Genomic DNA, 20,650 nt, shown 5'->3' on the forward strand with positions numbered 1-20,650 from the left:
GGTTGCCTTCGTAGCGGCCGATGCTCGCATCGGCCGGAGAGACGGCCCTTGGCGAGCAAGGGCCGCTACACGGGAAGCCTTCGAAGGCGAGCGGCGGCGCCGCAGGACGGAAAACGAGAGACGTTAGACGATAGACGAGAGATGTAAGGCGTTGGGGCGTCCCAGGACCGCGGGGGGCGCTTCGGGGTCCGTAGGGGAGGGCCTCCGCGCCCTCCCGGCTTTCGCGGCCGACGCCATCGCGCTCTGGAGAGCGCTCCTACAACATCCGTGGGGCGGGCGGCCACGGAGGGCCGTCCCTACTCCCCTACTCACCTACTCATTCCCTCCCCGCAGTCTCGCTTTGAGACCCTGGGGGGTGAGGAGGGCAAAGGGGGCTCCCCCGCCCAAGGCCAGGAGGGCCTTGTCCCCCGTCACGAGGGCGTCGGCCGAGGCGGCCAGGGCGAGGTCCACGAAGATCTGATCCTTCGGATCCTCGCATTTCAAGCCTCTGGGCGCCCGCCGTGGCTTGGCGAACTCCTCGGCAAAGGGGAGGTACTCGCCGAGGAGGTCCCACCGCTCCTCCGGCTCCAAACGGAACTTTGGATAGGCGAGGACGCGAACCAGCTCGGACGCCGTGGCGGCGGACACGATGGGAACGCAGGAGCCCGTACGCCAGGCGTCTCTCAGCCAGGCGAGCCGGCCCTCCTCGAAGAGCAGGGCCGAGACCACCACGTTCGTGTCCAAGACGGCCCGGAACCTCATTTCCGGCGCGACCAGGCCACGGCCTCGGCCACATCCGCTTCGGAGATCCCCAGCCGGGCAAGCTTGGCCCGCGCCTCCGCCGCGCGGCTGGGCCGAACCGGAGCGAGCACGATGGACCCCGCCTCCTCGCTCACCTGGAAGTACTCCACGCCCTCGAACTTCTGCGCGATGGCCTTGGGGAGGGTCAACTGGTTCTTCGCCGTCCGCTTCGCAAACATCCCGCGCCTCCGTACGGAAAATATAGTGCGGTCGCCTTATAAGGACAAGAGTAAGGAATCCTTACTTTCAGAACAATTAGGGACGGCCACCTATTTAATGACAAGACGTTAGACGAGAGACGCTAGACGTTAGACGGGAGACGGGAGACGAGAAAGGCGACAGGCAAAAGGCGAAAGGCATTTGGGATTGGAAATTGGGATTTGGGATTTGAAAGGGACGAGAGACGAGAGACGGCCGGACCAAGTAACCGTGGGGCGGGCGGGCACGGAGGGCCGCCCCTACGGCGCGGGGTTGCCTTCGTAGCGGCCGATGCGAGCATCGGCCGCTATAAAAGCCCGCCGCCCGAACACCGCACGGGAGGGCACGGAGGCCCTCCCCTACAGAGGCCACATCGGTCGCCGCACAATGTCCGCCGCCGCCGCCCAAACACCGCACGGGAGGGCACGGAGGCCCTCCCCTACAGAGGCCACACCGGTCGCCGCACAATGGCCGCCGCCGCCGCACATACCTCGACGGGGAGGGCACGGAGGCCCTCCCCTACAGAGGCCACACCGGCCCCCGCGAAGGATCGTCTTTCAAGAGGTTGGCTGGTTTGCTCTCAGGAGGCGGGGAGCTTGCTAAGCGCCGCGAAGCCGACCATGCGGCTCTCGCGCTCGTCCCAGAGGCGGAGCCGCAGGGTCCGGAGGCTCTTCCAGAAGGTCAAGGGCTCCACGTCCCGAAGGGCCGGGAGGGATTCCAGGCACCGTTGCAGGTTGTAGTTGGGGATGCGGGGCCGGAGGTGGTGGACGTGGTGGAGGCCGATGTTGCCGCTGAACCACTGCAGGACCTTGGGGAGTTTGTAGTAGGAGCTCCCCTTCAGCGAAGCCTCCACGGGGTCCCACGCCGGGTGGGCGGCCCAGTAGCCCCGCTCGAACTGGTGCTGGACGTAGAAGAGCCAGATGCCGAAAGCCCCCCCGATCAGGAGGACGGGCAGTTGGATGAGGAGGTAGGTCTTCAGGCCGATGGTCCAGCTCGAGACCAGGGCGAGGGCGGCCAGGGCGAGGTTGGTGACGAGGACGCTGCGGCGCTCGGGGGCCTTGGCGCCCTTGGGGAAGAAGCGGAACGAGAGGAGGAAGAGCCACACCGGCCCCAGGACGAACAGCACCAGCGGGTGCCGGTAGGCCCGGTAGCGCAGGCGCCGAAGGAGCGGGGCGGCGCGGTACTCCTCGACGGTGAGGGTGGTCACGTCTCCGATGCCGCGCCGGTCCAGGTCCGCCACGGTGGCGTGGTGGGCGTTGTGAGCGAGGCGCCACTCCCGGAAGGGCGTGAAGGTCAGCACCCCCGCGAGGGTCCCCAGAACGGAGTTGGCGCGGCGGGACCGGAAGAAAGACCCGTGACAGCAGTCGTGAAAGAGAATGAAGATGCGGACTTGAAAGCCGGCCGCCAGCACGGAAAGGAGAAGGACGAGCCCGTAGGGGGCCCCCTGGCGGACGAGCAGGACCATCAGCGCCCAGAGCGCCCCGTAGGGTAAGAAGGTGTCGAGCATCTGCCACAGGGCCCTGCGGAGACTGGGCCTCTCGAAGGCCCTCATGGCCGCCAGCCACTCGGGGCGGGAGGCGCGCGCGGGCGCGGAAGTCGGATGTTCAGGGGATTGCGTGGGCGCCATGTCACTCTCCTCGATCCAGCCTCATCAAGGCGGACGGGGCCGACGCGATCCTCGATGGGGTTATGACAACGCCGGAAAAGGAGGGCTTATTGCCCCCGGACCGCTCCCATAGGCAGATCCCTCGGAGAGAGGCCTTCGTAGCGGCGATGCTCGCATCGGCCGGAGGGCCGCTCCTACGAGAGACCGGCGCCGTGCGACGCCACCCAGGGGGGCGGGAGGAACTGGTCGGGGCGGCGAGATTTGAACTCGCGACTTTCTGCTCCCAAAGCAGATGCGCTACCAGGCTGCGCTACGCCCCGACTGCGTTCCAGCATAGCCCACCGGGGATTTGAAGAAAAGGGGGAAGAGAAAATTGGGGACAGCCACCTATTTTGGCGGTAGGAGGAGGGAAAACAGGGGCTTTCGGGATTGCGAATTTGGGATTTGGGATTTGGAGAAAACGGAGACGAGAGACGAGAAAGGCAGGGGCGTCACAGGACCGCGGGGGGGCGCTTCGGAGCCCGCAGGGGAGGGCCTCCGTGCCCTCCCGGCCTTTGCGGCCAGCGCCATCGCGCTCTGGAGAGCGCTCCTACAACGTCCGAAGGCGGCCAAGGGGGGCCGCCGATAGGCATCTACTCCCTGCTCAATCCGGGCTCAGTCCGGCCACTCAGGCCGAGGGGAGCGCCCCGAGGCCCTGCGGATTTCGTTTTCCATGCGCTGTAGGTCCCTCAGGATGCGGACTTTTTCGAGATAGGGCAGGGTGCGCAGGCGCTTTCGGCGGAGGCCCTTGGCCACGGGAAAAGACGATGCGGGTCTGCTGTTCCTTTGTCCCGATTTCATGGGAACCCCATCTCCCTCTTCATCCCCTGCCAGCGGATCCAGAGGCGATGGGCCTTCAGGAGGCTTTCCATGTCCTTCTCGGTAATAACCTTCTCCGCCAGGAAGGCTTGCAAGCGCAGGCGGTCTTTGGGCCGGCCTACCTCCACCATGATCGCCGCCAGATGTTCGGGCCGCATAACCTTGACCGGGGTGGTCCCGACCTTTTTCGTCACGGCCGATCGGACCGCCTCTTCTACGAGCGCAGATGGGGCGGGCAAGAACTGAACGGGAACCCCGTTCAGCAGGATGTGCTCCCGCTCGACGACGTGTCCTTTGGCCCGCGCGAATTTGTACAGCCTTGCCAGGGGGGGCAGAGAGAGCGCCCCATCGGAATCCGACAGGAGGACAAAGATATCCAGGTCGTAGGTGGCGGAGGGTTCCGTGTAGAACAGGGCGCCCATGGCCCCGCCCACGGCATAGGCCTGAAAGACACCCTCTCGGACCATTTCGTTGACGGATCGGAAAGCCCTTTCCAGGCTCGAGATCTTCATGGGTTGAGTATACCCTGCCAAGGACGGAGTGGAAGAGCGACCCGCTGGGTTTCACCCAGGCAGTGAGGCAGGAGAGGCATTCGGGATTTGAAGAAACGGCGAACATGGCAACCCATAGAAAGAATGGCTTTCGTAGCAGCCGATGCTCGCATCGGCCGGAAGGACGGCCCTTGCAAGCAAGGGCCGCTACACGGGAGACCTTCGAAGGCGCGCGATCGCGCGCGTTACAGGACCGAGGGGCGGGCGGCCATGGAGGGCCGCCCCTCCCTTTCTCCCCTCCCCGGTGGCCCCCCGACCCTGCCCCTCATTGACGGAAGTGGAGCCATGGCTTAAGATAATGGGGCTCGGGGCCGGCATAGCTCAGCTGGTAGAGCAACTGATTCGTAATCAGTAGGTCCGCGGTTCAAGTCCGCGTGCCGGCTCCAGAAAACCCGCGAGCGAAAAGGGCGGCCGAGGCCGCCCTTTCGCCTGGGGGAGGCTGTCTTGGAGACGCCTTTCGATTCCGTGGACCTCCTCAGCCGCGGCGTCTCCTTCGGGGGACGCCCCCTCCCCTGTCTCCCCTATCCCCTGCAACTCGACCCTGAGGCGCTGGAGGCCATTTCGAAGTGCGCCGAAGCGGTATGGAAGGCCGCCGAAGCGGTCACCGACGCCTTTCTGACGGGCGGGCCCCTGCGGGCGGCCTTCGGCTACGACCCTCCCCACGAGGCCGCCATCCTGGCTGACCCCGGTTACGCCCCCCACATCCCCCTGGGGCGCATGGACCTCTTTGTCGTGGACGGCGTCCCCAAGGTCATGGAGTTCAACACGGATGGCACGGCGGGGTGGCACTACACGGCGGCCCTCACGGCCCTCTGGCGGGAACGGCAAGGACTTCCCCCGGAGGAACGCCCCCTGCCCGAGCGCCTGCTGGAAGAACTCCTGGCCTGCTTCCGGCGCTGGGACCGCACCGGGGTGGACCGGCCCACCATCGCCTTGGTGGACTGGGCCGACGTGGGAACCCGGGCCGAACAGGAGGCCCTGGCGGACCTCTTCGCCTCCCGGGGCTGTCCCGCTTCCGTCGTGGACCCCCGGGAACTGCGGAAGGCGGGGGGGCGCCTCCTGGGACCCCGCGGGGAAATCCACCTGGTCTACCGCCGGCTGGTGAGCGAGGAGGCCTTCCAGAGGGCCCGGGAGATCGGGCCCTTTCTGGAAGCGTGCACGGACGGATCGGCCTGCGTGGTGGGCTCCTTCCGGACGGATCCGGCATGGAGCAAGACGCTTCTCGCCGTTCTCTCGGACCCGTCCCTCTCCGCCCCGCTCCCCCGCCCCTTGCGCGAGGCCGTCGCGGGTCACGTTCCCTGGACGCGCCTCGTGCGAGAGGGGGAGGTGGAGTACGCGGGAACGCGGCGGGACCTCCGGTCTCTCCTTCTCTCGGACCGGGAGTCCTTCCTCCTCAAGCCCGCCAGAGGCTACGAAGGGCGCGGCCTCGTGGCGGGTCCCTACGCCTCCCCTTCACAGTGGGCCTCTGCGGTGGAGCGGGCCTTCGCCCGGCCGGGGACCTGGGTGGTTCAGGAGTTCTTGCGGCCGGGCGCGACGGCGTTTCCCGACGGCGTCCGCCGCTGTCTCCAGCCGGGGGCTTACGTCCTGGAGGGCCGCCTGGCGGGATTCCTGGCCCGGGCGAGCCAAACCGAGGTCATCGCTCCGGATTCCCTGGATTGGTACCTGCCGAGCGCCGTGGAAATACCGTAGGGCGTCAGACGAACAACGGGAAAGGCGGAGGGAAAGAAAGGCCATTGGGGATTTGGAAATTGGGATTTGGGATTTGAAGACAGGGGACATTGAACAAGAGGCCTTCGAAAAGGGCGACCACGGAGGGCCGCACCATGGGAGGCCTTTGAAGGCGGGCGGCGGCGCTCTGGAGAGCGTTCCTAGAACGCACGCCGCCCGGGTTTCGTAGGGGAGGGCTTCCGTGCCCTCCCCTTTCCCCTCATTTCTTCATCGCGGACTTTCTGATTCTCGGAATCCCGGCATCCATCCATCCCGAAATCCCGGTTGCCGCTCTCTAGTTCCCCACCTTCAGGAAACCCGCGGCGGCCTTGAGAAGGGTCTCGGGGTCCGAATCCGGCCGGGAGAAGATCTTCGCCAACGCCTCCTCGCCCTTGGCGCGGTCCCCGTGGGCCAGGTACAGGGCGGCGACCTGCACCACCGTGTCCGGATCCTCGTCGACCAGGGCCCTTCTCAGGTAGGGTTCGGCGCGGTCGAACTCGCCGGCCTGGGCGTACATCCCCGCGATCACCAGCAGGGACTCCCCATCCAGGGACGCGCCGGAGAGCTTGTCCACGAGGGCCTGTCCGGCGGCCTTGTTCCCGCCCAGATAGAGGACCCGGGCGGCCGTCAAGGTAACCCACGGGTCGTTCTGGGAGATCTTGAGGGCCTGGTCCACGAGGGCCTGGGCGGCGGCCTCCGCGCTCTTTCCTTCGTAGAGGGCCTTGATCGGCGGACGCTCGGGCGGCTTGGGCTTCTCCGACGCCGGAGCGGTCTGGGCGAAGGTCCACGCGGGGGCCAGGGCAAGGGCGAACAGGACGGGTACGGCTTTCTTCATGGCTTCCTCCAGGAGTTGGGTTCGGCGGGGCGGGGCGGCGGCTCCGGCGCCGCCGTCCCGACGACGTTGCGAATGGTGAAGGCTCCGCGCAGGTCGCCCTTGGCGAAACCCACGGCGGCGTCTTCCGGGTAGGCTTCCTGAATCCTCCGGCGGAGCCCTTCTTCCACGGCGGGGCCGTGGCAGGACAGGCACGTCTCCCCCGTGGGGATGGCCTTCATGTAGCGGTAGACCAGCTTCCCGTCCTCGGGGCGCAGGACCCACCGCTCCAGGGCGGCGGGGTCCTCCCCCTCGGCCATGCGGGCGGCGAAGGCCTCCAGGGTCTCGCGCTCCCACGCGTCGGGGGCGTTCTTCGGATTTCGCACCCGAAGGGCCGTGCGCCGCACCTGGACGCCCTCGCTGCGGGAGATGTCGGCGGCGATCTCGGGCGCGCGGTCCCGGCACACCGTCACGGCCTTCTCCGGGCCGCCCTCCCGCATGGCCGCCGAGAGGGCCGCTTGCAGGCCCCGCTGAAGCGCCGCCGCCGCGCCCCGGCAGGTGATGAGGAGTTCCTCGTCGGCGGGGAGCGAGGCGGGCAGAGAGGCCGCCAGGAGCAGGGCGAGCAGGACCGCCGACGCCGTAGCGCGTTGCCGTTTCATGGGTTTCGCCTCCGTCAGGCCAGGCCCATTTCCCTCAGGATGGCGGCGTTTTCCCGCCATTCCGGGCGCACCTTCACGAACAACCGGAGCTCCACCCCGCATCCCAGGAGGGACTGCAGTTCCTTCCGCGCCCCGGTCCCGATGGCCTTGAGGTTCTGGCCGCCTTTCCCGATGACGATGGGCTTCTGGCTTTCCCGCTCCACGAGGATGGCGCAGTGGATGGTCACCTTGCCGCCCTCCGCGGGTGCCTCCTCGAACTGCTCCACGAGGACGCCCGCGCAGTGCGGGACTTCCTGGAAGGTCCTCCCGAAGAGGTGTTCCCGGACGATCTCCGCGGCGAGCTGGCGCTCGGGCTGGTCCGTGTAGACGTCCTCGGGGAAGAGGGGCTCCCCCTCGGGGAGGAGGGGGAAGATTTGGTCCAGGAGCCCTTTACGGTCTTTTTCGTCCAGGGCGCACATGGGGTAGAGGGGGACCTCCGGGAAGCGCCGCGAGAGGTCCTCCAGCACCGGCAGGAGCAGGGCCTTGTTCCGGACCTCGTCGGCCTTGTTGAGGACGATCAGGAGCCCCTGGGCGCGCCCCTTGAGCCGTTCCGCGAGGCGGCCCTCCTCGGCCCCCCAGGGGCGCCCGGCCTCCAGGACCCAGAGGACGGCGTCCACCGACTCCACGCTCTCCAGGGCCGATCGGTTCATGGCCTCGTTCATGCGCGTGCGGGGCTTGTGGACGCCGGGCGTGTCCAGGAACACGACCTGGCCCCTGGGCTCGGTGAGGATGCCCCGGATCACGTTTCGCGTGGTCTGGGGCTTGGGCGTCACGATGGAGACCTTCTCGCCCACCAGCCCGTTGACGATCGTGGACTTGCCCACGTTCGTCCTCCCCACCACCGCCACGAAGCCGCAACGCATCCGAACCTCCCGCGGGAGCGCCCGCGGACGAAGTATAGCGGCAACGGCGGGCGCAGGGAACCCGGAGGCGGAATTCCGGCAGGAGGGTAGGCGTTGCCCCGAAGATGGGCATGCGAAAGCTGAGTGGGACCGCCAAGAAGCTGCCGGACGTCCTCCCCGTGTTTCCCCTTCCGGGGGTGGTGCTCCTTCCAGGGGAGGTGCTGCCCCTCCACATCTTCGAGCCGCGGTACCGGGCCATGGTGCGGGACGCCCTCGAGGGGCAGACGGTCATCGGCATGATCCAGCCCCGGCCGGGGACCGAGGACCAGTTGCCGGGTGCCCCTCCCATCCGGGAAATCGGCGGCGCGGGGCGCATCAGCCGGCACTTCGAGGTGGAAGACGGCCGTTTCCTGATCTGGCTGGTGGGGGTCACCGCCTTCCGCGTCGTCGAAGAGCTGGACGTCGTGACTCCTTACCGCCAGGTCCGGGCCGAGGCCATCGAGGCCGCCGTGGACGAGTCCGAGCGCGAATCGGTGGTGAGGGCCCGCTTCGACCTCCTGGCCTCCCTCCCCCTTCTGGCCCCCGACCGCCAGGAGCATTTCCAGCGCCTCATGGGAGACCTCTCCTCGGTGGACGACGACCGCCTCCTCGCCTCCGCCGCCCAGGCCTTGGCGTTCACTCCCGAGGAGAAACAGGAACTGCTCGAGGCGCGCCGCCTCCTGGAGCGCTACGCCCTCGCCGAAGCCGCCCTGAGGCGGCGCATGGCCTCCCATCCCGCCCTCCATCCCGCCAACGCCCGGATTTTTCACTGAGGCTCCTCTTGCGGATCTTTGCGTCTCGAAGGGCGGGGCAGGCCGCCCAAGCGCTGGGTGCGCTTGGCTTTGGGCGGGAGGCGCCGGGACGCCGCCATCCGCCTGCGGCGGACGGCGATTCAGCTCACGGGCCTGCACAGATTCTCCAGACGAACCTTCACTGAAGGCCGGCCCCAGCGGTCACGCGGACATTGCCGCAAGAACTCTCTTCACCCCGTGGCCCTGTCTCCTCCATGGCGCGGATACTTCATCATTCATCTTCGGGAATGTGGCATGACAAGACCTGACCCCGGTTCCTCACCTCCTCGCCTCCGCCGCCCAGGCCTTGGCGTTCTCTCCCGAGGAGAAACAGGAACTGCTCGAGGCGCGCCGCCTCCTGGAGCGCTACGCCCTCGCCGAAGCCGCCCTGAGGCGGCGCATGGCCTCCCATCCCGCCCTCCATCCCGCCAACGCCCGGATTTTTCACTGAGGCTCCTCTTGCGGATCTTTGCGTCTCGAAGGGCGGGGCAGGCCGCCCAAGCGCTGGGTGCGCTTGGCTTTGGGCGGGAGGCGCCGGTCCGGCGGAGAGGCATTTTGGATTGCGGATTTCGGATTTCGAATTGAACAAGAAACAACAGCCAATGCCTTGGGGCGGGCGCCCTTCGGCGTCCCGTGCCGGGCTCTCGGGAGTCGTGGGGCAAAGCCGGCCCCAGCGGTCACGCGGGCATTGCCGCAAGGACCCTCTTCACCCCGTGGCCCTGTCTCCTCCATGGCGCGCCTACTTCATCATTCATCTTCGGGAATGTGGCATGACAAGACCTGACCCCGGACCCTCATGACCCCGGACCCTCACGTGACCCCGGTTCCTCACGCACCGGAAGCGTACTTCCTGTACGTTGAGGATGCGGGCGCCGAAGCCTGACGCCGCCATAGGTCCGTCGCCGTCGGTGGCGCACCCGGGGCCTCTTCGAAGGGCGCCCTGCCGGGGCTCCTTGGAACCAAGACCCGCGCCGCTCCCCCGCAGGGCCTCTTCGAAGGTAGGGCTGAACGTGGACATAAGAACCCGGCCCGCCCGAAGGGCGGACCGAGGGAGAGGGAGGCGAGGAGAAAGGCCTGCCTTTCGACGCGCGGACCCGACCTAGGGAGGAGGCGCCGAAGGCGCCGGGCCGGGAGGGGCGGGGGGGGAAGAGAAGGCGGAAGGCGAAAGTGAGACAGGGGAAAGGGCAAGCACACTTGGGATTTGGGATTTGGGATTTGGGATTTGGGATTGGGGATTTGGGATTTGGGATTTGGGATTGGGGATTTGGGACTTGGGAATGTAGGAGAGGCGAACCTCGGCGTCGGGAGACGCCTCCCACGGGGCGCGACCGTGTCGCTTTCGCAACGGGTTTGGCACGGGCGTGACGCCCGCTCCCGCTAGGCTTGGCCCTGGAAGGGCCACAAGGCCCAGGGAGGATCGGGAAGATTCCATGAAGGAACCCCGGATCAAACGCAAGCTGGACGTGGCGGTGGTCTCCGACGTGCACCTCGGCACGGTGGGCTGCCACGCCTCGTCCCTCCTCGACTACCTGAAGGGCATCGAGCCCGAAGTCCTCGTCCTCAACGGCGACATCATCGACTGCTGGCAGTTCCGAAAGTACTACTGGCCCAAGGCCCACATGAAGGTCCTCAAGCGCCTCATGAAGATGGTTTCAGAGGGGACCACGGTCTACTACGTCACGGGAAACCACGACGAGATGCTCCGCAAGTTCGCGCCGCTCCGCCTGGGCCGCCTCCACCTCGTGAACAAGGTGGTCCTGGACCTCCCGGGCGGAAAGGCCTGGATCTTCCACGGCGACGTCTTCGACGTGGTCCAGCGGTACTCCCGCTGGCTGGCCCGCCTCGGAGCCGTGGGCTACGACCTCCTCATCCTCCTCAACCGGCTCGTGAACTTCGTCTCCCTCCGCCTGGGGCGCGGGCGGATCTCCCTCTCCAAGCGCATCAAGGACGGCGTGAAGCGGGCCGTGAAGTTCGTGGACGACTTCGAGCAGACCGCCACGGACCTGGCCCTCGAGGGCGGCTTCGACTACGTGGTCTGCGGCCACATCCACAAGCCCCAGATCCGCGAGGTCCACCGGAACGGGCGGACCGTGGTCTACCTCAATTCCGGCGACTGGATCGAGAACCTCACGGCCCTCGAGTACGCGGGAGGCGCGTGGAGCCTCTACCGGCATCCCGAGCCCCTTCTCCGAACCGCGGCCACAGAAGACGCGGAGGATCCGGACCTCGCGGCCCCCTTCGACCGCAGGGCCTTCCTGGCCGCCCTGCCCACCCTGGCCGCCGCCGGGGAGGCGCGGCGCCTCGCGTCGGAGCCCTGAGAGCCGGCGCCGGGACGAAATAACGAAGAGCACCCGGCGGTTCTGCTGTCCCTGGCCGTTCCCGGCAGGTGACAGGGAGGCCGCCCATGTCGCTCCTTTCCAGCCGACCCTTCCGCTTTTCCGTGGCTTTCCCAGGTCCCGAAGCCCGTTCCGTTCTCCTTCTCTGCGCGGCCCTTCTGCTTCCGTCGGCCCATCGGGCAGGCGCGCCGCAGGTGTTCGGGGGCCGCGGGGAGCCCTTCCACCGCTCTCCCTCGACCTGGGTCGCCGAGGGCGGAGGCCTCCTCCTGTGGGGCGAGGGAACGGAAGTCCGCGTGGGACGGGCCGAGGCGGGCGGTGTCCCCCTCTCCATCCTTACCCTCGACTCTCCCGGCACCGGCGGCGTCGTGGCGGGCCCGTTCGCGTACGTGGCGGAGGCGGGCGGGGGCCTGCGCGTGTTCGATCTGCGCGATCCCGAGTTCCCGAGCGACGCCGGCCGGCTGGCCCTTCCCGGGGAGCCGGGCCCCCTGGGCCTCGCGGGCGATCTGATGCTGGTCGCCGTCCGAGGGGAGGGCGTCCTGCTTCTGAGGCTCGCGGCGAACCACCATTGCCACGTGGAACACGGCTCCACCTGTTGCGAGGACCTGGACCCCCTGGACGTCGCCTACGAGGGCCTCGTCTCCTCGGGGGCGGACATCTCGGGGTTGGCCGCCGGATCGGACGCCGTCGCCGTGGCCACCCGGGACGGGCGCCTGCTGGCCTTCGAACTGGCTCCGCCGCACCGCCGGCTCGGCGCGGTCCGCCTTCCTTCCCCCGCCCGGGCTCTGGCGCAGGCCGGAGGAGGCTTCTACGCGCTGTTCCAAGACCGGGACGGCGGGCTCTACCGATGGACGGACCGGGGCGCCGTCGAGCGCGCCGCCGGCATTCGCGCCCGGGGCCGGGGGCTCGCGGCGGCGGGAAGGACCCTTTACGTGGCCGGCGAATCCGGCCTCTTCCGAATGGAAAATGCCCCCCTCCTCGAAGCGACGGTGTCCGTGACCGTCGGGAATTTCTTCTTCAGCCCCTCGGTGGTCAGCCTCAACCCGGGGGATCAGGTGAGGTGGACCTGGGCCGGCGGAAGCCACTCCACGACATCGGGCACTTGCCCGGGCGGAATCTGCTCGAGGGACGGCATCTGGGATTCGGGGGTGAAAACCTCGGGGACCTTCTCGCGGACCTTCACGGAGCCGGGCTCGTTCCCCTACTACTGCACGCTTCACGGCGACTCCATGACAGGACGGGTGGACGTCTCCGGAGCGCCCGGGCTCTCCGCCTCCTCCTCCGCCAGTCCGGTGAGCGGGCCCGCGCCCCTCGAGGTCTTCTTCACGGGAACCGCGACGGGGGGTGCGGCGCCCTACGGGTACCTGTGGGACTTCGGAGACGGCGCCTCTTCGACGGACGCGAATCCAAACCACACCTACGCGGCGGACGGGACCTACACCGTCGCCCTTAGCGTCACGGACTCCGCCTCCGCCACGGCGGACGCCTCGCCCCTGACGATCCAGGTGGGCCCCGAGGCCGTGGAGCCCCCCGTCATCGCCTCCGTCGTGAAGCGAGGGAACCCGTTCCGGCTGATCGTTTCGGGGAGCCGCTTCAGCGACGACATGGACGTGTTCATCAACGGGTCGGAATGGTCCAACACGCGGTGGAAGAGCGAGGCCCGATTCGTCCTCAAAGGAGGAGGGTCCCTGAAGGCGGCGGTGCCCAAGAACATCCCCGTCTCCCTCCGGTTCGTGAATCCGGACGGAGGGGAAGCCACCGTGACCTTCCAGTGGCCTTGAGGCCTCCCGGTCCGTCTCCAGCCCCCTGAAGCACGACGCGGCCGGACCGGCCGGCCCGCCCCGGCACCCCCCGCCGGGAACCCGGCCTCCTTGCGGACACCTTGCACCGGGGCTACACTCGCCTCGGCCTGGGTGCCCGGCCGGAGGGTCGCGTGTTCGAGGAGATCGAAAACCCCGTCGAGAGGATGCGGGCCCTGTGGGACACGCTGGACCGGGGGGAGATCCCCGCCGCCCGCCGCCTGGAGAACGCCCGGCACATCCTGTCCGTCCTGGACGGTCTTCCTCCCGTGCCCGAGGCGGCCGCCCTCGTGGCCGCCCACCGCGAGAAGATCCTCCCCGTCGTGGCCCGGCTCGAACGGGACTCGGCGCGGGAGGCCGAACTCGCCGCCGCCTCCGCCGAACTGCGCGACGCCATGGAGGCCACCCTTCGCGACCTCCGCGACATGACCCAGGACTAGCCCGCGACCATGACTGCCTCCCTCCACCCCCTCGCCCAGCGGGAACTCGCCAAGGAGGCGGAATGGAACGCCCCCAACGTGGAGGCCCTGGCCTCGGCCTACCGCGCCGGGCGCCTCTGCCTGGTCCTGGGAGCGGGCGTCTCCAAAGGCTGCGGCCTTCCCGTGTGGCAAGAACTCACGCGGGCCCTCCTCCGCCGGGCCCTGGCGGGCCTCTACGAATCGGTTGACCCAACCGAGGCGCCTCTTCACGAGCGGGACATCGAGGCCGTGCTGAAGGACCGGGTGCGCCCCATGGTGGCGCGCTACGTCAAGGCCAAGCTGGGCGCGGGGTACCTGGACGCCGTCCGCCAGGCCCTGTACGCCAGGCCCTGGAGGCCCTCGGGAACCCTGCGCGCCATCCTGTCCCTGGACTCCGTCCACGCCATTCTGACCCAGAACTTCGACGACCTCCTCGAGCGGTGCGCCGAGCGCATGGGCCTCTCGGACCGGTACCAGACCATCTTCGGAGCGCCCATGGACCCGCGCACGGGCCGCATTCCGATCTTCCACACCCACGGGTATCTTCCGTCGGACCCGTCCCACCCCGGGTCCTCCCAGATCGTCTTCTCCGAGGATGACTACCACGAGCTGTTTCACCAGGGCCGCCCCTGGAGCGACCACGTGACGATCCAGCTTCTGGCCCGCTACCCCTGCCTCCTCATCGGGACCTCCGGAGAGGACCCGAACTTCAGGCGCCTGCTGGACCTCGCCCGCCGCCTCGCCGTGCCCCCGCGCCACTACCTCCTCCTGAAGCCTCCGGTCCCTCCTCCGAGGGACAGGAGGGGGGCCATCCGCTACACGGCGTCCCGCCGAGCCCTCTGGGACGCCTTCGACCACCTGGGCATCGAAGTGCTCTGGATCCACCGCTACGACCGGGACATCACGCGCATCCTCGGCACGATCCGCGGGGGACCGGCGCCACCCGGAGGGGAAAGGGGGGAACGGTGCGGCCCGGCTTGATCGGCTCCATGCGTCGGTTCGGAAAGACCTTCTGGACCGCCATCGCCGTGGAACTGCTCCACTGCATGGCGTCCTACACCATGTCCTCCTACCTGATCGTGTACCTGAGCCAGGACCTGGGCTTCGGCGACCTGCGGGCCAACTCGCTGGCGGGGATGCTCTGGTTCATGGGGTACTTCCTGCCCATCCTCATCGGGGCCCTCGCGGACCGCTTCGGCTTCCGGGAGACCATGCTGGCCTCCCTCGTGGTGATCGTCCTGGGGTACGCCCTGGCCTCGAGGGTGACGGCGTACCCGGGCATGGTGGCCGCCCTCCTGCTCATCGCCCTGGGCGGGGCCGTCATGAAGCCCGTCATCGCCGGCACGGTGAAGGCCGAATCCACCGAGGAGACCCGCGGCCTGGGGTTCTCCATCTACTACATGATGATCAACGTGGGGTCCCTGGGGGCGCCCTTCCTCGCCAACGCGGTGAGGACGGGGACGGGCAAGCCCGCTCTGATCTTTGCGGCCTGCGCCGTGGTGGAGGCCGTGGCCCTCCTCCTCACCTTCGCGGCCTTCCGAAACCCGGCTTACGACCCCGCGGCACGCGCCAAGCCCCTGCCGGCGGTCTTTTCGGAGATGGTCCAGGTGCTCGGGAACGTCCGCGCGCTGTTGACGGCCTTCGGGCTCTTCGGGATCCTCCTTCTCTGGCGGAAGGCGTTCCTTCCCTTCGACGAGGCGCTGGGGCTGGCCGCGGTCTGGGTGGTTCTGAACCTGGTCCTCGATGCGCGCCTGAAGGGGAGGGGTGCGCCTGCGTGGCTCCCGCCCCAGCGGCTCGGAGACCTCCGGCTCCTTCTCTTCATCCTCATCTTCTCCGGAGTCTGGGCCCTGTACAGCCAGATCTGGACCAACATCCCCCTGTTCATCATCGGCCTCGACCCGTCCATGAAGGCCCACATCGAACTCTTCCAGGCGGTGGATCCGGTGCTGATCGTCTGTTTCCAGGTCCTGATCGGAAAGGCGACGGGGCGGTTCAGGCCCCTGCCCACGATGGTGGCGGGGATCCTCATCGCCGCGGCGGCGGTCTCCACGGTCCACCTCTTCGGGACGGCCTTCGGCGCCTGGGCCGTGGCGCTCTCCCTGGCCATCTGGGCCGTCGGAGAAATGCTCTTCAGCCCGCGAATGGTGGAGTACGTTTCGGTGATCGCGCCCAAGGAGAAGCTGGCCTTGTACATCGGCTACGGGTTCCTGCCTCTGGCCCTGGGGTTCGGCCTGGGACCGCCCGTGGGGGCGAGGCTCGTGGCCTTTTTCGACGCCGCCGGCCGGCCCGCCTGGGTCTGGTACGCCTTCGGCCTGTGGGCCGCCCTCAACGCCGCGGCGCTCTGGATGTTCGACCGGGCCTTCGGGAGGGAGGGCCATCCGGAATGAGGCCGCTTTAGGAGACGCCAACCATGCGCCTGATCCACCTCGAAAGAAGCCCCTCCGTCCACCCCAGCGTCTACGTGGACCCCACGGCCCGCCTCAACGGGGACGTGACCTTGGAGGAGGGGTGCTCGGTCTGGTTCAACGCCTCCCTGCGGGGGGATGTTCACTTCATTCGAGTGGGACGGCGGACCAATGTTCAGGACAATTGCGTCTTGCACACCACCTGCGACACGCACCCCCTGACCATCGGGGCCGACGTGGTCATCGGCCACGGAGCGGTCCTCCACGGATGCACCGTCGTCGGTCCCGCCCTCATCGGGATGGGGGCGATCCTTCTGGACGGGTGCACGATCGAGAAGGACGCCGTGGTGGGGGCGGGGTCCGTGGTCACCGAGGGACGGGTCATCCCCGCGGGCCATCTCGCCTTGGGAACCCCGGCGCGCCCCGTCCGGCCGTTGACCCCGGAGGAGATCGAGGAGGTCCGGAACGGCTGGCGGAACTACGCCTCCTACGTGGAGGAGTACCGGCGCCTGGGCAAGTTCCACGGCTGGGAGGACCATCCGCTGAAGGACGGGTGAAGGGAAATTTCGGATTTCGGATTTGGGATTTGGGGTTTATTTGAAGCAGGCCTGGAGAATCTTTGCAGGCCCCTGAGCTGAATCGCCGTCCGCCGAAGGCGGATGGCGGCGTCCCGGCGCCGTTGGGCCAGGTGCGCGAAAGGCGAGCGGGCGGACACCGACTCGTACTTGGGTACGTGGAGCGAGTCCGCCCGGGAAGCTTGACAAAGCAGATGGTCCGACGCCGCCGGTGCACCCATTAGAGTGGGGGGGGAGGCGAACGGAACCGAGCCAGGCAGGCCGGCCCGCCCGAAGGGCGGCCGGGCGGGAGAGGCGCCAGGAAGAAAGGCGCAAGGAAGACCGCCTGATGGCCCTCCCACGATGCCCTCCGAAGAGGCCCTTGGTGAGGAGGACAGCAGGGGACACCTTTCGGACCGGCGCCTCCCGCCCAAAGCCAAGCGCACCCAGCGCTTGGGCGGCCTACCCCGCCCTTCGAGACGCACAGATTCGCGAGAGGAGCCTTTTTAAAAGGCTCGTCTGGAGAAGCCGTGCAACACCGAGGAACGACTGGCGCTCGACACGAAGAGAAGGAGGCCCTGTCCCTCTTCGGGCCTGGTCGCCTGAACCATTTTCACAGGACTTTCGTTTAACCCCTCGAAGGGCTTCTGCGACGTTTTCCCCGAGGCTCGCATCTTTACAGACAGGATGGGATCGATGGCCGAGGTTCCCGACAACGAGATCCTCCTCCGGCGGGCCCGAAAGGGTGATTTCGAATCCCTCTTCCGGGCGTACGAGCGGCCGGTATTCCACCTCGTCCGGCGCATCCTGTCCCGGACCGAAGACGCGGAGGAAGCCGTGCAGGAGACGTTCCTCGAAGTGTTCCGGAGCCTCCCCTCCTACCGGGGGGACGCCCCGCTCTGGTCCTGGATCCGCTCCGTGGCGGCCAGCAAGGCGCTGATGCGGGTCCGGCGCCAGAAGAACCGGGGCGAGGAGGAACCCCTCGAAGAGGAGAGAGCCCCTGGAGTCCCCGCGCACTTCAGCCCCGAACGGCTGGATCTCGAGCGCGCCCTGGAACGGCTTTCGCCCGTCTCCAAGGCCGTCCTCTGGCTGCACGACGTGGAGGGATACACCCACGAGGAGATCGGGGGGCTCATGGACCGGACGCCCTCTTTCTCCAAGTCCCAATTGGCGCGGGCGCACGAGAGGCTCAGGACCCTCCTGGCGGAGGGAGACGGGGAGGCCGCATGCATCCGTCCATAGAAGAACTGCTGAACCTGCGCGACGGCGGCTCGGATTCCGCCACCCGCGACCACCTGCGAAAGTGCCCCGAGTGCGCCGAAACCCTGCGGGACTTGGAGGCCACGAAAACCGCCCTCCGGAGCCTTCCGGAACTCGGCCCCACCCGGGACCTCTGGCCGGATCTCTCGCGCCAGGCCGAGTCTCCCCGGCGCCTGAGGCGGGCCAAGGTGGCCTGGGCCGCCTCCGCGGCCGCCGCCCTGCTCCTCGTGACCCTCTTCACCGTCAAGGGGTTCCGCCTCCACACGCCCATCGAGAACTCCGCCGCGGCGGAGAAGGCGGGTCCGGCCCAGCCGGGCCCCGACCTCCAGCCCCTCATCCTCGAGTCCCAGCGGCTGGAGTCCATCCTCCAGCAGATCGAGAAGGGCCGCCCCGTGCTCAAGGGCCGCACGGCCAGCGCCATCGCCCAGATCCAGGACCAGATCGCCCTCGTGGACCTGCAGATCTCCCTCCTCCAGACGGGAGAAACGGCGAGCGACCAGCTCGCCCGCCTATGGAAAGAACGCGTGAACCTGCTTGGATCCCTGGTGGAATTGCACGTCACCAAGGGAGCCTATTCGAGCGTCTGATGCCCTCGCCACAGGAGGCCGCCATGAAGATGTCCCCATTCACCCTCATCCTCATCCTCGCTCTCTCGGGAGCGATTCCCGCCGTGGGGGCGCCGCGGAACGACGTCACGGAGAGGCGCGACGCGCTCGTCGCGGGGGAGGCCTGCCAGGCGACCGAGGCGGACGATGCCGAGGCCCTGGAGGAGCTCACCCAGGAGGCCCACGCCAGGCGCGCCCAACTGGAGAAGGAAGCGGCCGAACTCGAGCGCCAGAAGGCCGAATCGGAGGCGCAGGACGAGGACCTCGAGCGCAGGCTGGCGGAGGCCAGCCGTCAGCTCGCGGAAGCCGAGAAGCAGATCCGCGTGCTGGAGGAGAAACTGGCCCGGAGGGAACTCCAGAAACTGGACCAGATGAAGGTCCTCAAGAAGGTTTCCGAGCGGCCCCGTCTCGGAGTGATTCTGGAGACCGACCCGGACGAGGAGGTGGACCCCAAGGGCGTGCTCCTGCGGGGCGTTTCGCCCGGCGGTCCCGCCGACGAGGCGGGCCTGCGCGCGGGGGACATCCTCATCTCCATCAACGGGAACCCGCTGGGCCTGAAGGACTCGAAACAGGCCACCAAGAAGATCTACGAGGTCCTCGGGGAGGCCAAGACCGGCGATTCCATCCAGGTGGATTACCTGCGCGGCGCCAAGAAGAACTCCGCGGTCATCAAGGTCCGCCCCCTGGTGCCCTCCGATTGGAACTTCCAGTTCACGATGCCTGAGATCCCGGACGTCCCGGCGGTGCCCGCCGTCCCCGACGTCCACGTGATGAAGGTACCCGACGTGCGGGTCTTCGTGGGCGGCGGTCTACCGGAGGACTGGTACGACGTGGAACTGGTGGAGCTGAATCCCGACCTGGGCCGCTATTTCGGGACCGAGGAGGGCCTTCTGGTGGTCAGCGCCCCAAAGGACTCCAGCCTCAAGCTCAAGGGGGGCGACGTTCTGCTTGAGATCGCGGGCCGAAAGCCGTCCTCGCCCTCCCAGACCTTCCGGATCCTGAGAACCTACGAGGAGGGCGAAAAGGTGCCCCTGAAGGTCCTCCGGGACCGGAAGACCCTGGACCTCACGGTGGTGGTCCCCGCCTCCGAGGACGACGAGGAAAGGCGCGAGATCCGGTGGGAGGAAAGAAAGGTGGTGACGCCTCGGGCTCCCAGGGCCCCCAGGGCTCCCGCCGAGGCGCCCGCCGCTCCGGCGGCGCCGGACGCGCCCGGAGCGCCCAAGACCTGAATCCCAGCGCGGAGCCTGCCCGATCCGCGCCTGCATCGGGGAGGGAGCGTCGGCTCCCTCCCATTTTCCTGTTCGGGACGGGGCTACCGAATCTTGAAGGCGAGGTCCACGGTGGCCTGCCACTCGAGGACCTTGCCGGAACCCACGGCCCCCCGGAACTCCACGACTTCGAACCAGGAGAGGTTCTCCAGCGTTTCCCCGGCCTTCTTGATGGCCGCCTGGATGGCCTTTTCGTAGCTGACCGTGGAACACCCCACGACGCGGATTTTCTTGAAGACCTTGTCGGACATCTGCTCCTCCTCGAACCGGTTAACGCGGGCGGAAAGGGGCCGATTCCAGGCCCCCCGCGCCCGCCGCCGTTCGCCTCATCTCCCTTGCGGCCCGACGTCGCCGAACCGGGAGAGAAGGGCCTTCATCTCCGCCACCGCCCTTTCGAGCCCCACGAAGACCGCCCGGGCGATGATGGCGTGGCCGATGTTCAACTCCTCCAAGAGGGGCTGCGCCGCCACCGGGCCCACGTTCCGGTAGTTGAGGGCGTGGCCCGCCAGGACGGAGAGCCCGAGCTTGGCGGAAAGCCGGGCCGATTCCTCGATGGCCTTGAGGGCCTTTTCTCTCTCGGACGCGCCCCGCGCCTGGGCGTAGGCGTTGGTGTTGAGTTCCACCGCCTGGGCCCCCACCTTGTGGGCTCCGCGGATGTGGTCGAGCACGGGGTCCACGAAAAGGCTCACGCGGATGTTGTGAGCATTGAGCCGCGTAATGGCCTGGTGGAGGTGCGCCGAATTCAGGAGGACGTCGAGCCCGCCCTCGGTGGTCACCTCGTTGGGCCGCTCGGGAACGAGGGTGGCCTGCCAGGGTTGGAGCCCGGCCGCGATTTCCAGCATCTCCGACGTGGCGGCCATTTCGAGGTTCAGCCGGGTCGTGATGGTCCGCTTGAGCAGATCCACGTCCCGGTCCTGGATGTGCCGGCGGTCCGACCGGAGGTGGACCGTGATCCCGTCGGCCCCACCGAGCTCGCAAAGGACCGCCGCGTGGATTGGATCGGGCTCCTGTCCCCGCCGGGCCTGCCGGAGGGTGGCCACGTGATCGATGTTGACGCCGAGCCTCATGGGACGCCTCCCGCTTTCGC

21 protein-coding genes and 2 tRNA genes are annotated in these 20,650 nt (G+C 68.1%); 13 read left to right on the top strand and 10 right to left on the bottom strand.

The window, feature by feature from the left end; translation table 11 throughout:
* Positions 1–312: 312 nt before the first annotated feature.
* From AB1824_06520 to AB1824_06540, 5 genes are all read right to left on the bottom strand, one after another.
* Positions 313–723 carry a putative toxin-antitoxin system toxin component, PIN family gene (locus AB1824_06520; protein MEW5764615.1) on the bottom strand — a complete coding sequence of 137 codons (411 nt, stop codon included), beginning with the start codon at positions 721–723 and terminating at the stop codon, positions 313–315.
* 14 nt (positions 724–737) lie between these two features.
* Positions 738–959, bottom strand: coding sequence for an AbrB/MazE/SpoVT family DNA-binding domain-containing protein (locus tag AB1824_06525; GenBank protein ID MEW5764616.1), 222 nt, complete (start codon positions 957–959; stop codon positions 738–740).
* A 599-nt stretch (positions 960–1,558) separates the two neighbouring features.
* The gene (locus AB1824_06530; GenBank protein MEW5764617.1) at positions 1,559–2,605 is read right to left on the bottom strand and encodes a fatty acid desaturase; all 1,047 of its coding nucleotides are present in this window, start codon (positions 2,603–2,605) and stop codon (positions 1,559–1,561) included.
* Between the two features lie 222 nt (positions 2,606–2,827).
* Positions 2,828–2,904 (bottom strand) — tRNA-Pro (locus AB1824_06535).
* Positions 2,905–3,420: 516 nt separating this feature from the next.
* Positions 3,421–3,954: a hypothetical protein gene (locus AB1824_06540; GenBank protein ID MEW5764618.1), complete on the bottom strand. Its 534-nt coding sequence runs from the start codon at positions 3,952–3,954 to the stop codon at positions 3,421–3,423.
* Positions 3,955–4,303: 349 nt separating this feature from the next.
* On the opposite strand from AB1824_06540, the gene AB1824_06545 reads away from it, so the two are divergent.
* Both AB1824_06545 and AB1824_06550 read left to right on the top strand, forming a co-directional pair.
* Positions 4,304–4,379 (top strand) — tRNA-Thr (locus AB1824_06545).
* Positions 4,380–4,437: 58 nt separating this feature from the next.
* Positions 4,438–5,682: a hypothetical protein gene (locus AB1824_06550; protein MEW5764619.1), complete on the top strand. Its 1,245-nt coding sequence runs from the start codon at positions 4,438–4,440 to the stop codon at positions 5,680–5,682.
* Between the two features lie 313 nt (positions 5,683–5,995).
* On the opposite strand, the gene AB1824_06555 is transcribed toward AB1824_06550, so the two are convergent.
* The 3 genes from AB1824_06555 to era are packed head-to-tail and all read right to left on the bottom strand — an operon-like array spanning position 5,996 to position 8,072.
* Positions 5,996–6,535 (bottom strand): hypothetical protein, encoded by a 540-nt coding sequence (locus AB1824_06555; GenBank protein ID MEW5764620.1) that lies wholly within the window; start codon positions 6,533–6,535, stop codon positions 5,996–5,998.
* Positions 6,532–7,170 carry a DUF3365 domain-containing protein gene (locus tag AB1824_06560; GenBank protein ID MEW5764621.1) on the bottom strand — a complete coding sequence of 213 codons (639 nt, stop codon included), beginning with the start codon at positions 7,168–7,170 and terminating at the stop codon, positions 6,532–6,534. Before AB1824_06560 ends, AB1824_06555 begins: the two co-directional genes overlap by 4 nt.
* A gap of 14 nt (positions 7,171–7,184) precedes the next feature.
* On the bottom strand, positions 7,185–8,072 hold the full coding sequence (era, locus tag AB1824_06565) for a GTPase Era (protein ID MEW5764622.1): 888 nt from the start codon (positions 8,070–8,072) through the stop codon (positions 7,185–7,187).
* Between the two features lie 110 nt (positions 8,073–8,182).
* Between era and AB1824_06570 the strand changes: the two genes are divergently transcribed.
* From AB1824_06570 to AB1824_06620, 11 genes are all read left to right on the top strand, one after another.
* Positions 8,183–8,863, top strand: a complete 681-nt coding sequence (locus AB1824_06570) for an LON peptidase substrate-binding domain-containing protein (protein MEW5764623.1) — start codon at positions 8,183–8,185, stop codon at positions 8,861–8,863.
* Between the two features lie 325 nt (positions 8,864–9,188).
* The gene (locus tag AB1824_06575; GenBank protein MEW5764624.1) at positions 9,189–9,332 is read left to right on the top strand and encodes a hypothetical protein; all 144 of its coding nucleotides are present in this window, start codon (positions 9,189–9,191) and stop codon (positions 9,330–9,332) included.
* Between the two features lie 979 nt (positions 9,333–10,311).
* Positions 10,312–11,199, top strand: a complete 888-nt coding sequence (locus tag AB1824_06580; protein MEW5764625.1) for a UDP-2,3-diacylglucosamine diphosphatase — start codon at positions 10,312–10,314, stop codon at positions 11,197–11,199.
* 86 nt (positions 11,200–11,285) lie between these two features.
* The gene (locus tag AB1824_06585) at positions 11,286–12,995 is read left to right on the top strand and encodes a PKD domain-containing protein (GenBank protein ID MEW5764626.1); all 1,710 of its coding nucleotides are present in this window, start codon (positions 11,286–11,288) and stop codon (positions 12,993–12,995) included.
* 152 nt (positions 12,996–13,147) lie between these two features.
* Positions 13,148–13,453 carry a hypothetical protein gene (locus tag AB1824_06590; protein MEW5764627.1) on the top strand — a complete coding sequence of 102 codons (306 nt, stop codon included), beginning with the start codon at positions 13,148–13,150 and terminating at the stop codon, positions 13,451–13,453.
* A gap of 9 nt (positions 13,454–13,462) precedes the next feature.
* Positions 13,463–14,452, top strand: a complete 990-nt coding sequence (locus tag AB1824_06595) for an SIR2 family protein (GenBank protein ID MEW5764628.1) — start codon at positions 13,463–13,465, stop codon at positions 14,450–14,452.
* Entirely contained in the window at positions 14,437–15,858 is a 1,422-nt protein-coding gene (locus tag AB1824_06600; protein ID MEW5764629.1) for an MFS transporter, read from the top strand. The genes AB1824_06595 and AB1824_06600 overlap by 16 nt, the downstream gene beginning before the upstream one ends.
* 23 nt (positions 15,859–15,881) lie before the next feature.
* Positions 15,882–16,433, top strand: coding sequence for a gamma carbonic anhydrase family protein (locus AB1824_06605; protein MEW5764630.1), 552 nt, complete (start codon positions 15,882–15,884; stop codon positions 16,431–16,433).
* A gap of 693 nt (positions 16,434–17,126) precedes the next feature.
* Positions 17,127–17,672: a sigma-70 family RNA polymerase sigma factor gene (locus AB1824_06610; protein ID MEW5764631.1), complete on the top strand. Its 546-nt coding sequence runs from the start codon at positions 17,127–17,129 to the stop codon at positions 17,670–17,672.
* Entirely contained in the window at positions 17,657–18,277 is a 621-nt protein-coding gene (locus AB1824_06615) for a hypothetical protein (protein MEW5764632.1), read from the top strand. The genes AB1824_06610 and AB1824_06615 overlap by 16 nt, the downstream gene beginning before the upstream one ends.
* Before the next feature lie 23 nt (positions 18,278–18,300).
* On the top strand, positions 18,301–19,524 hold the full coding sequence (locus AB1824_06620; GenBank protein MEW5764633.1) for a PDZ domain-containing protein: 1,224 nt from the start codon (positions 18,301–18,303) through the stop codon (positions 19,522–19,524).
* Between the two features lie 83 nt (positions 19,525–19,607).
* On the opposite strand, the gene AB1824_06625 is transcribed toward AB1824_06620, so the two are convergent.
* Together AB1824_06625 and AB1824_06630 are read right to left on the bottom strand one after the other, a co-directional pair.
* Complete coding sequence (locus tag AB1824_06625) at positions 19,608–19,814, bottom strand: dodecin (protein ID MEW5764634.1); 207 nt, start codon at positions 19,812–19,814, stop codon at positions 19,608–19,610.
* A 75-nt stretch (positions 19,815–19,889) separates the two neighbouring features.
* Entirely contained in the window at positions 19,890–20,630 is a 741-nt protein-coding gene (locus tag AB1824_06630) for a pyridoxine 5'-phosphate synthase (GenBank protein ID MEW5764635.1), read from the bottom strand.
* Positions 20,631–20,650 lie beyond the last annotated feature (20 nt).

This window comes from Acidobacteriota bacterium, assembly GCA_040752915.1.
In the GTDB taxonomy this organism is placed as follows: Bacteria; Acidobacteriota; UBA4820; order UBA4820; family DSQY01; genus JBFLVU01.

Excerpts from the sequence above, each read along its gene's own strand:
- AB1824_06525 (MEW5764616.1), bottom strand. The coding sequence starts at position 959 with ATGTTTGCGAAGCGGACGGCGAAGAACCAGTTGACCCTCCCCAAGGCC.
- AB1824_06530 (MEW5764617.1), bottom strand. The coding sequence starts at position 2,605 with ATGGCGCCCACGCAATCCCCTGAACATCCGACTTCCGCGCCCGCGCGC.
- AB1824_06540 (MEW5764618.1), bottom strand. The coding sequence starts at position 3,954 with ATGAAGATCTCGAGCCTGGAAAGGGCTTTCCGATCCGTCAACGAAATG.
- AB1824_06555 (MEW5764620.1), bottom strand. The coding sequence starts at position 6,535 with ATGAAGAAAGCCGTACCCGTCCTGTTCGCCCTTGCCCTGGCCCCCGCG.
- AB1824_06560 (MEW5764621.1), bottom strand. The coding sequence starts at position 7,170 with ATGAAACGGCAACGCGCTACGGCGTCGGCGGTCCTGCTCGCCCTGCTC.
- era (MEW5764622.1), bottom strand. The coding sequence starts at position 8,072 with ATGCGTTGCGGCTTCGTGGCGGTGGTGGGGAGGACGAACGTGGGCAAG.
- AB1824_06570 (MEW5764623.1), top strand. The coding sequence starts at position 8,183 with ATGCGAAAGCTGAGTGGGACCGCCAAGAAGCTGCCGGACGTCCTCCCC.
- AB1824_06580 (MEW5764625.1), top strand. The coding sequence starts at position 10,312 with ATGAAGGAACCCCGGATCAAACGCAAGCTGGACGTGGCGGTGGTCTCC.
- AB1824_06585 (MEW5764626.1), top strand. The coding sequence starts at position 11,286 with ATGTCGCTCCTTTCCAGCCGACCCTTCCGCTTTTCCGTGGCTTTCCCA.
- AB1824_06595 (MEW5764628.1), top strand. The coding sequence starts at position 13,463 with ATGACTGCCTCCCTCCACCCCCTCGCCCAGCGGGAACTCGCCAAGGAG.
- AB1824_06605 (MEW5764630.1), top strand. The coding sequence starts at position 15,882 with ATGCGCCTGATCCACCTCGAAAGAAGCCCCTCCGTCCACCCCAGCGTC.
- AB1824_06610 (MEW5764631.1), top strand. The coding sequence starts at position 17,127 with ATGGCCGAGGTTCCCGACAACGAGATCCTCCTCCGGCGGGCCCGAAAG.
- AB1824_06615 (MEW5764632.1), top strand. The coding sequence starts at position 17,657 with ATGCATCCGTCCATAGAAGAACTGCTGAACCTGCGCGACGGCGGCTCG.
- AB1824_06620 (MEW5764633.1), top strand. The coding sequence starts at position 18,301 with ATGAAGATGTCCCCATTCACCCTCATCCTCATCCTCGCTCTCTCGGGA.
- AB1824_06625 (MEW5764634.1), bottom strand. The coding sequence starts at position 19,814 with ATGTCCGACAAGGTCTTCAAGAAAATCCGCGTCGTGGGGTGTTCCACG.
- AB1824_06630 (MEW5764635.1), bottom strand. The coding sequence starts at position 20,630 with ATGAGGCTCGGCGTCAACATCGATCACGTGGCCACCCTCCGGCAGGCC.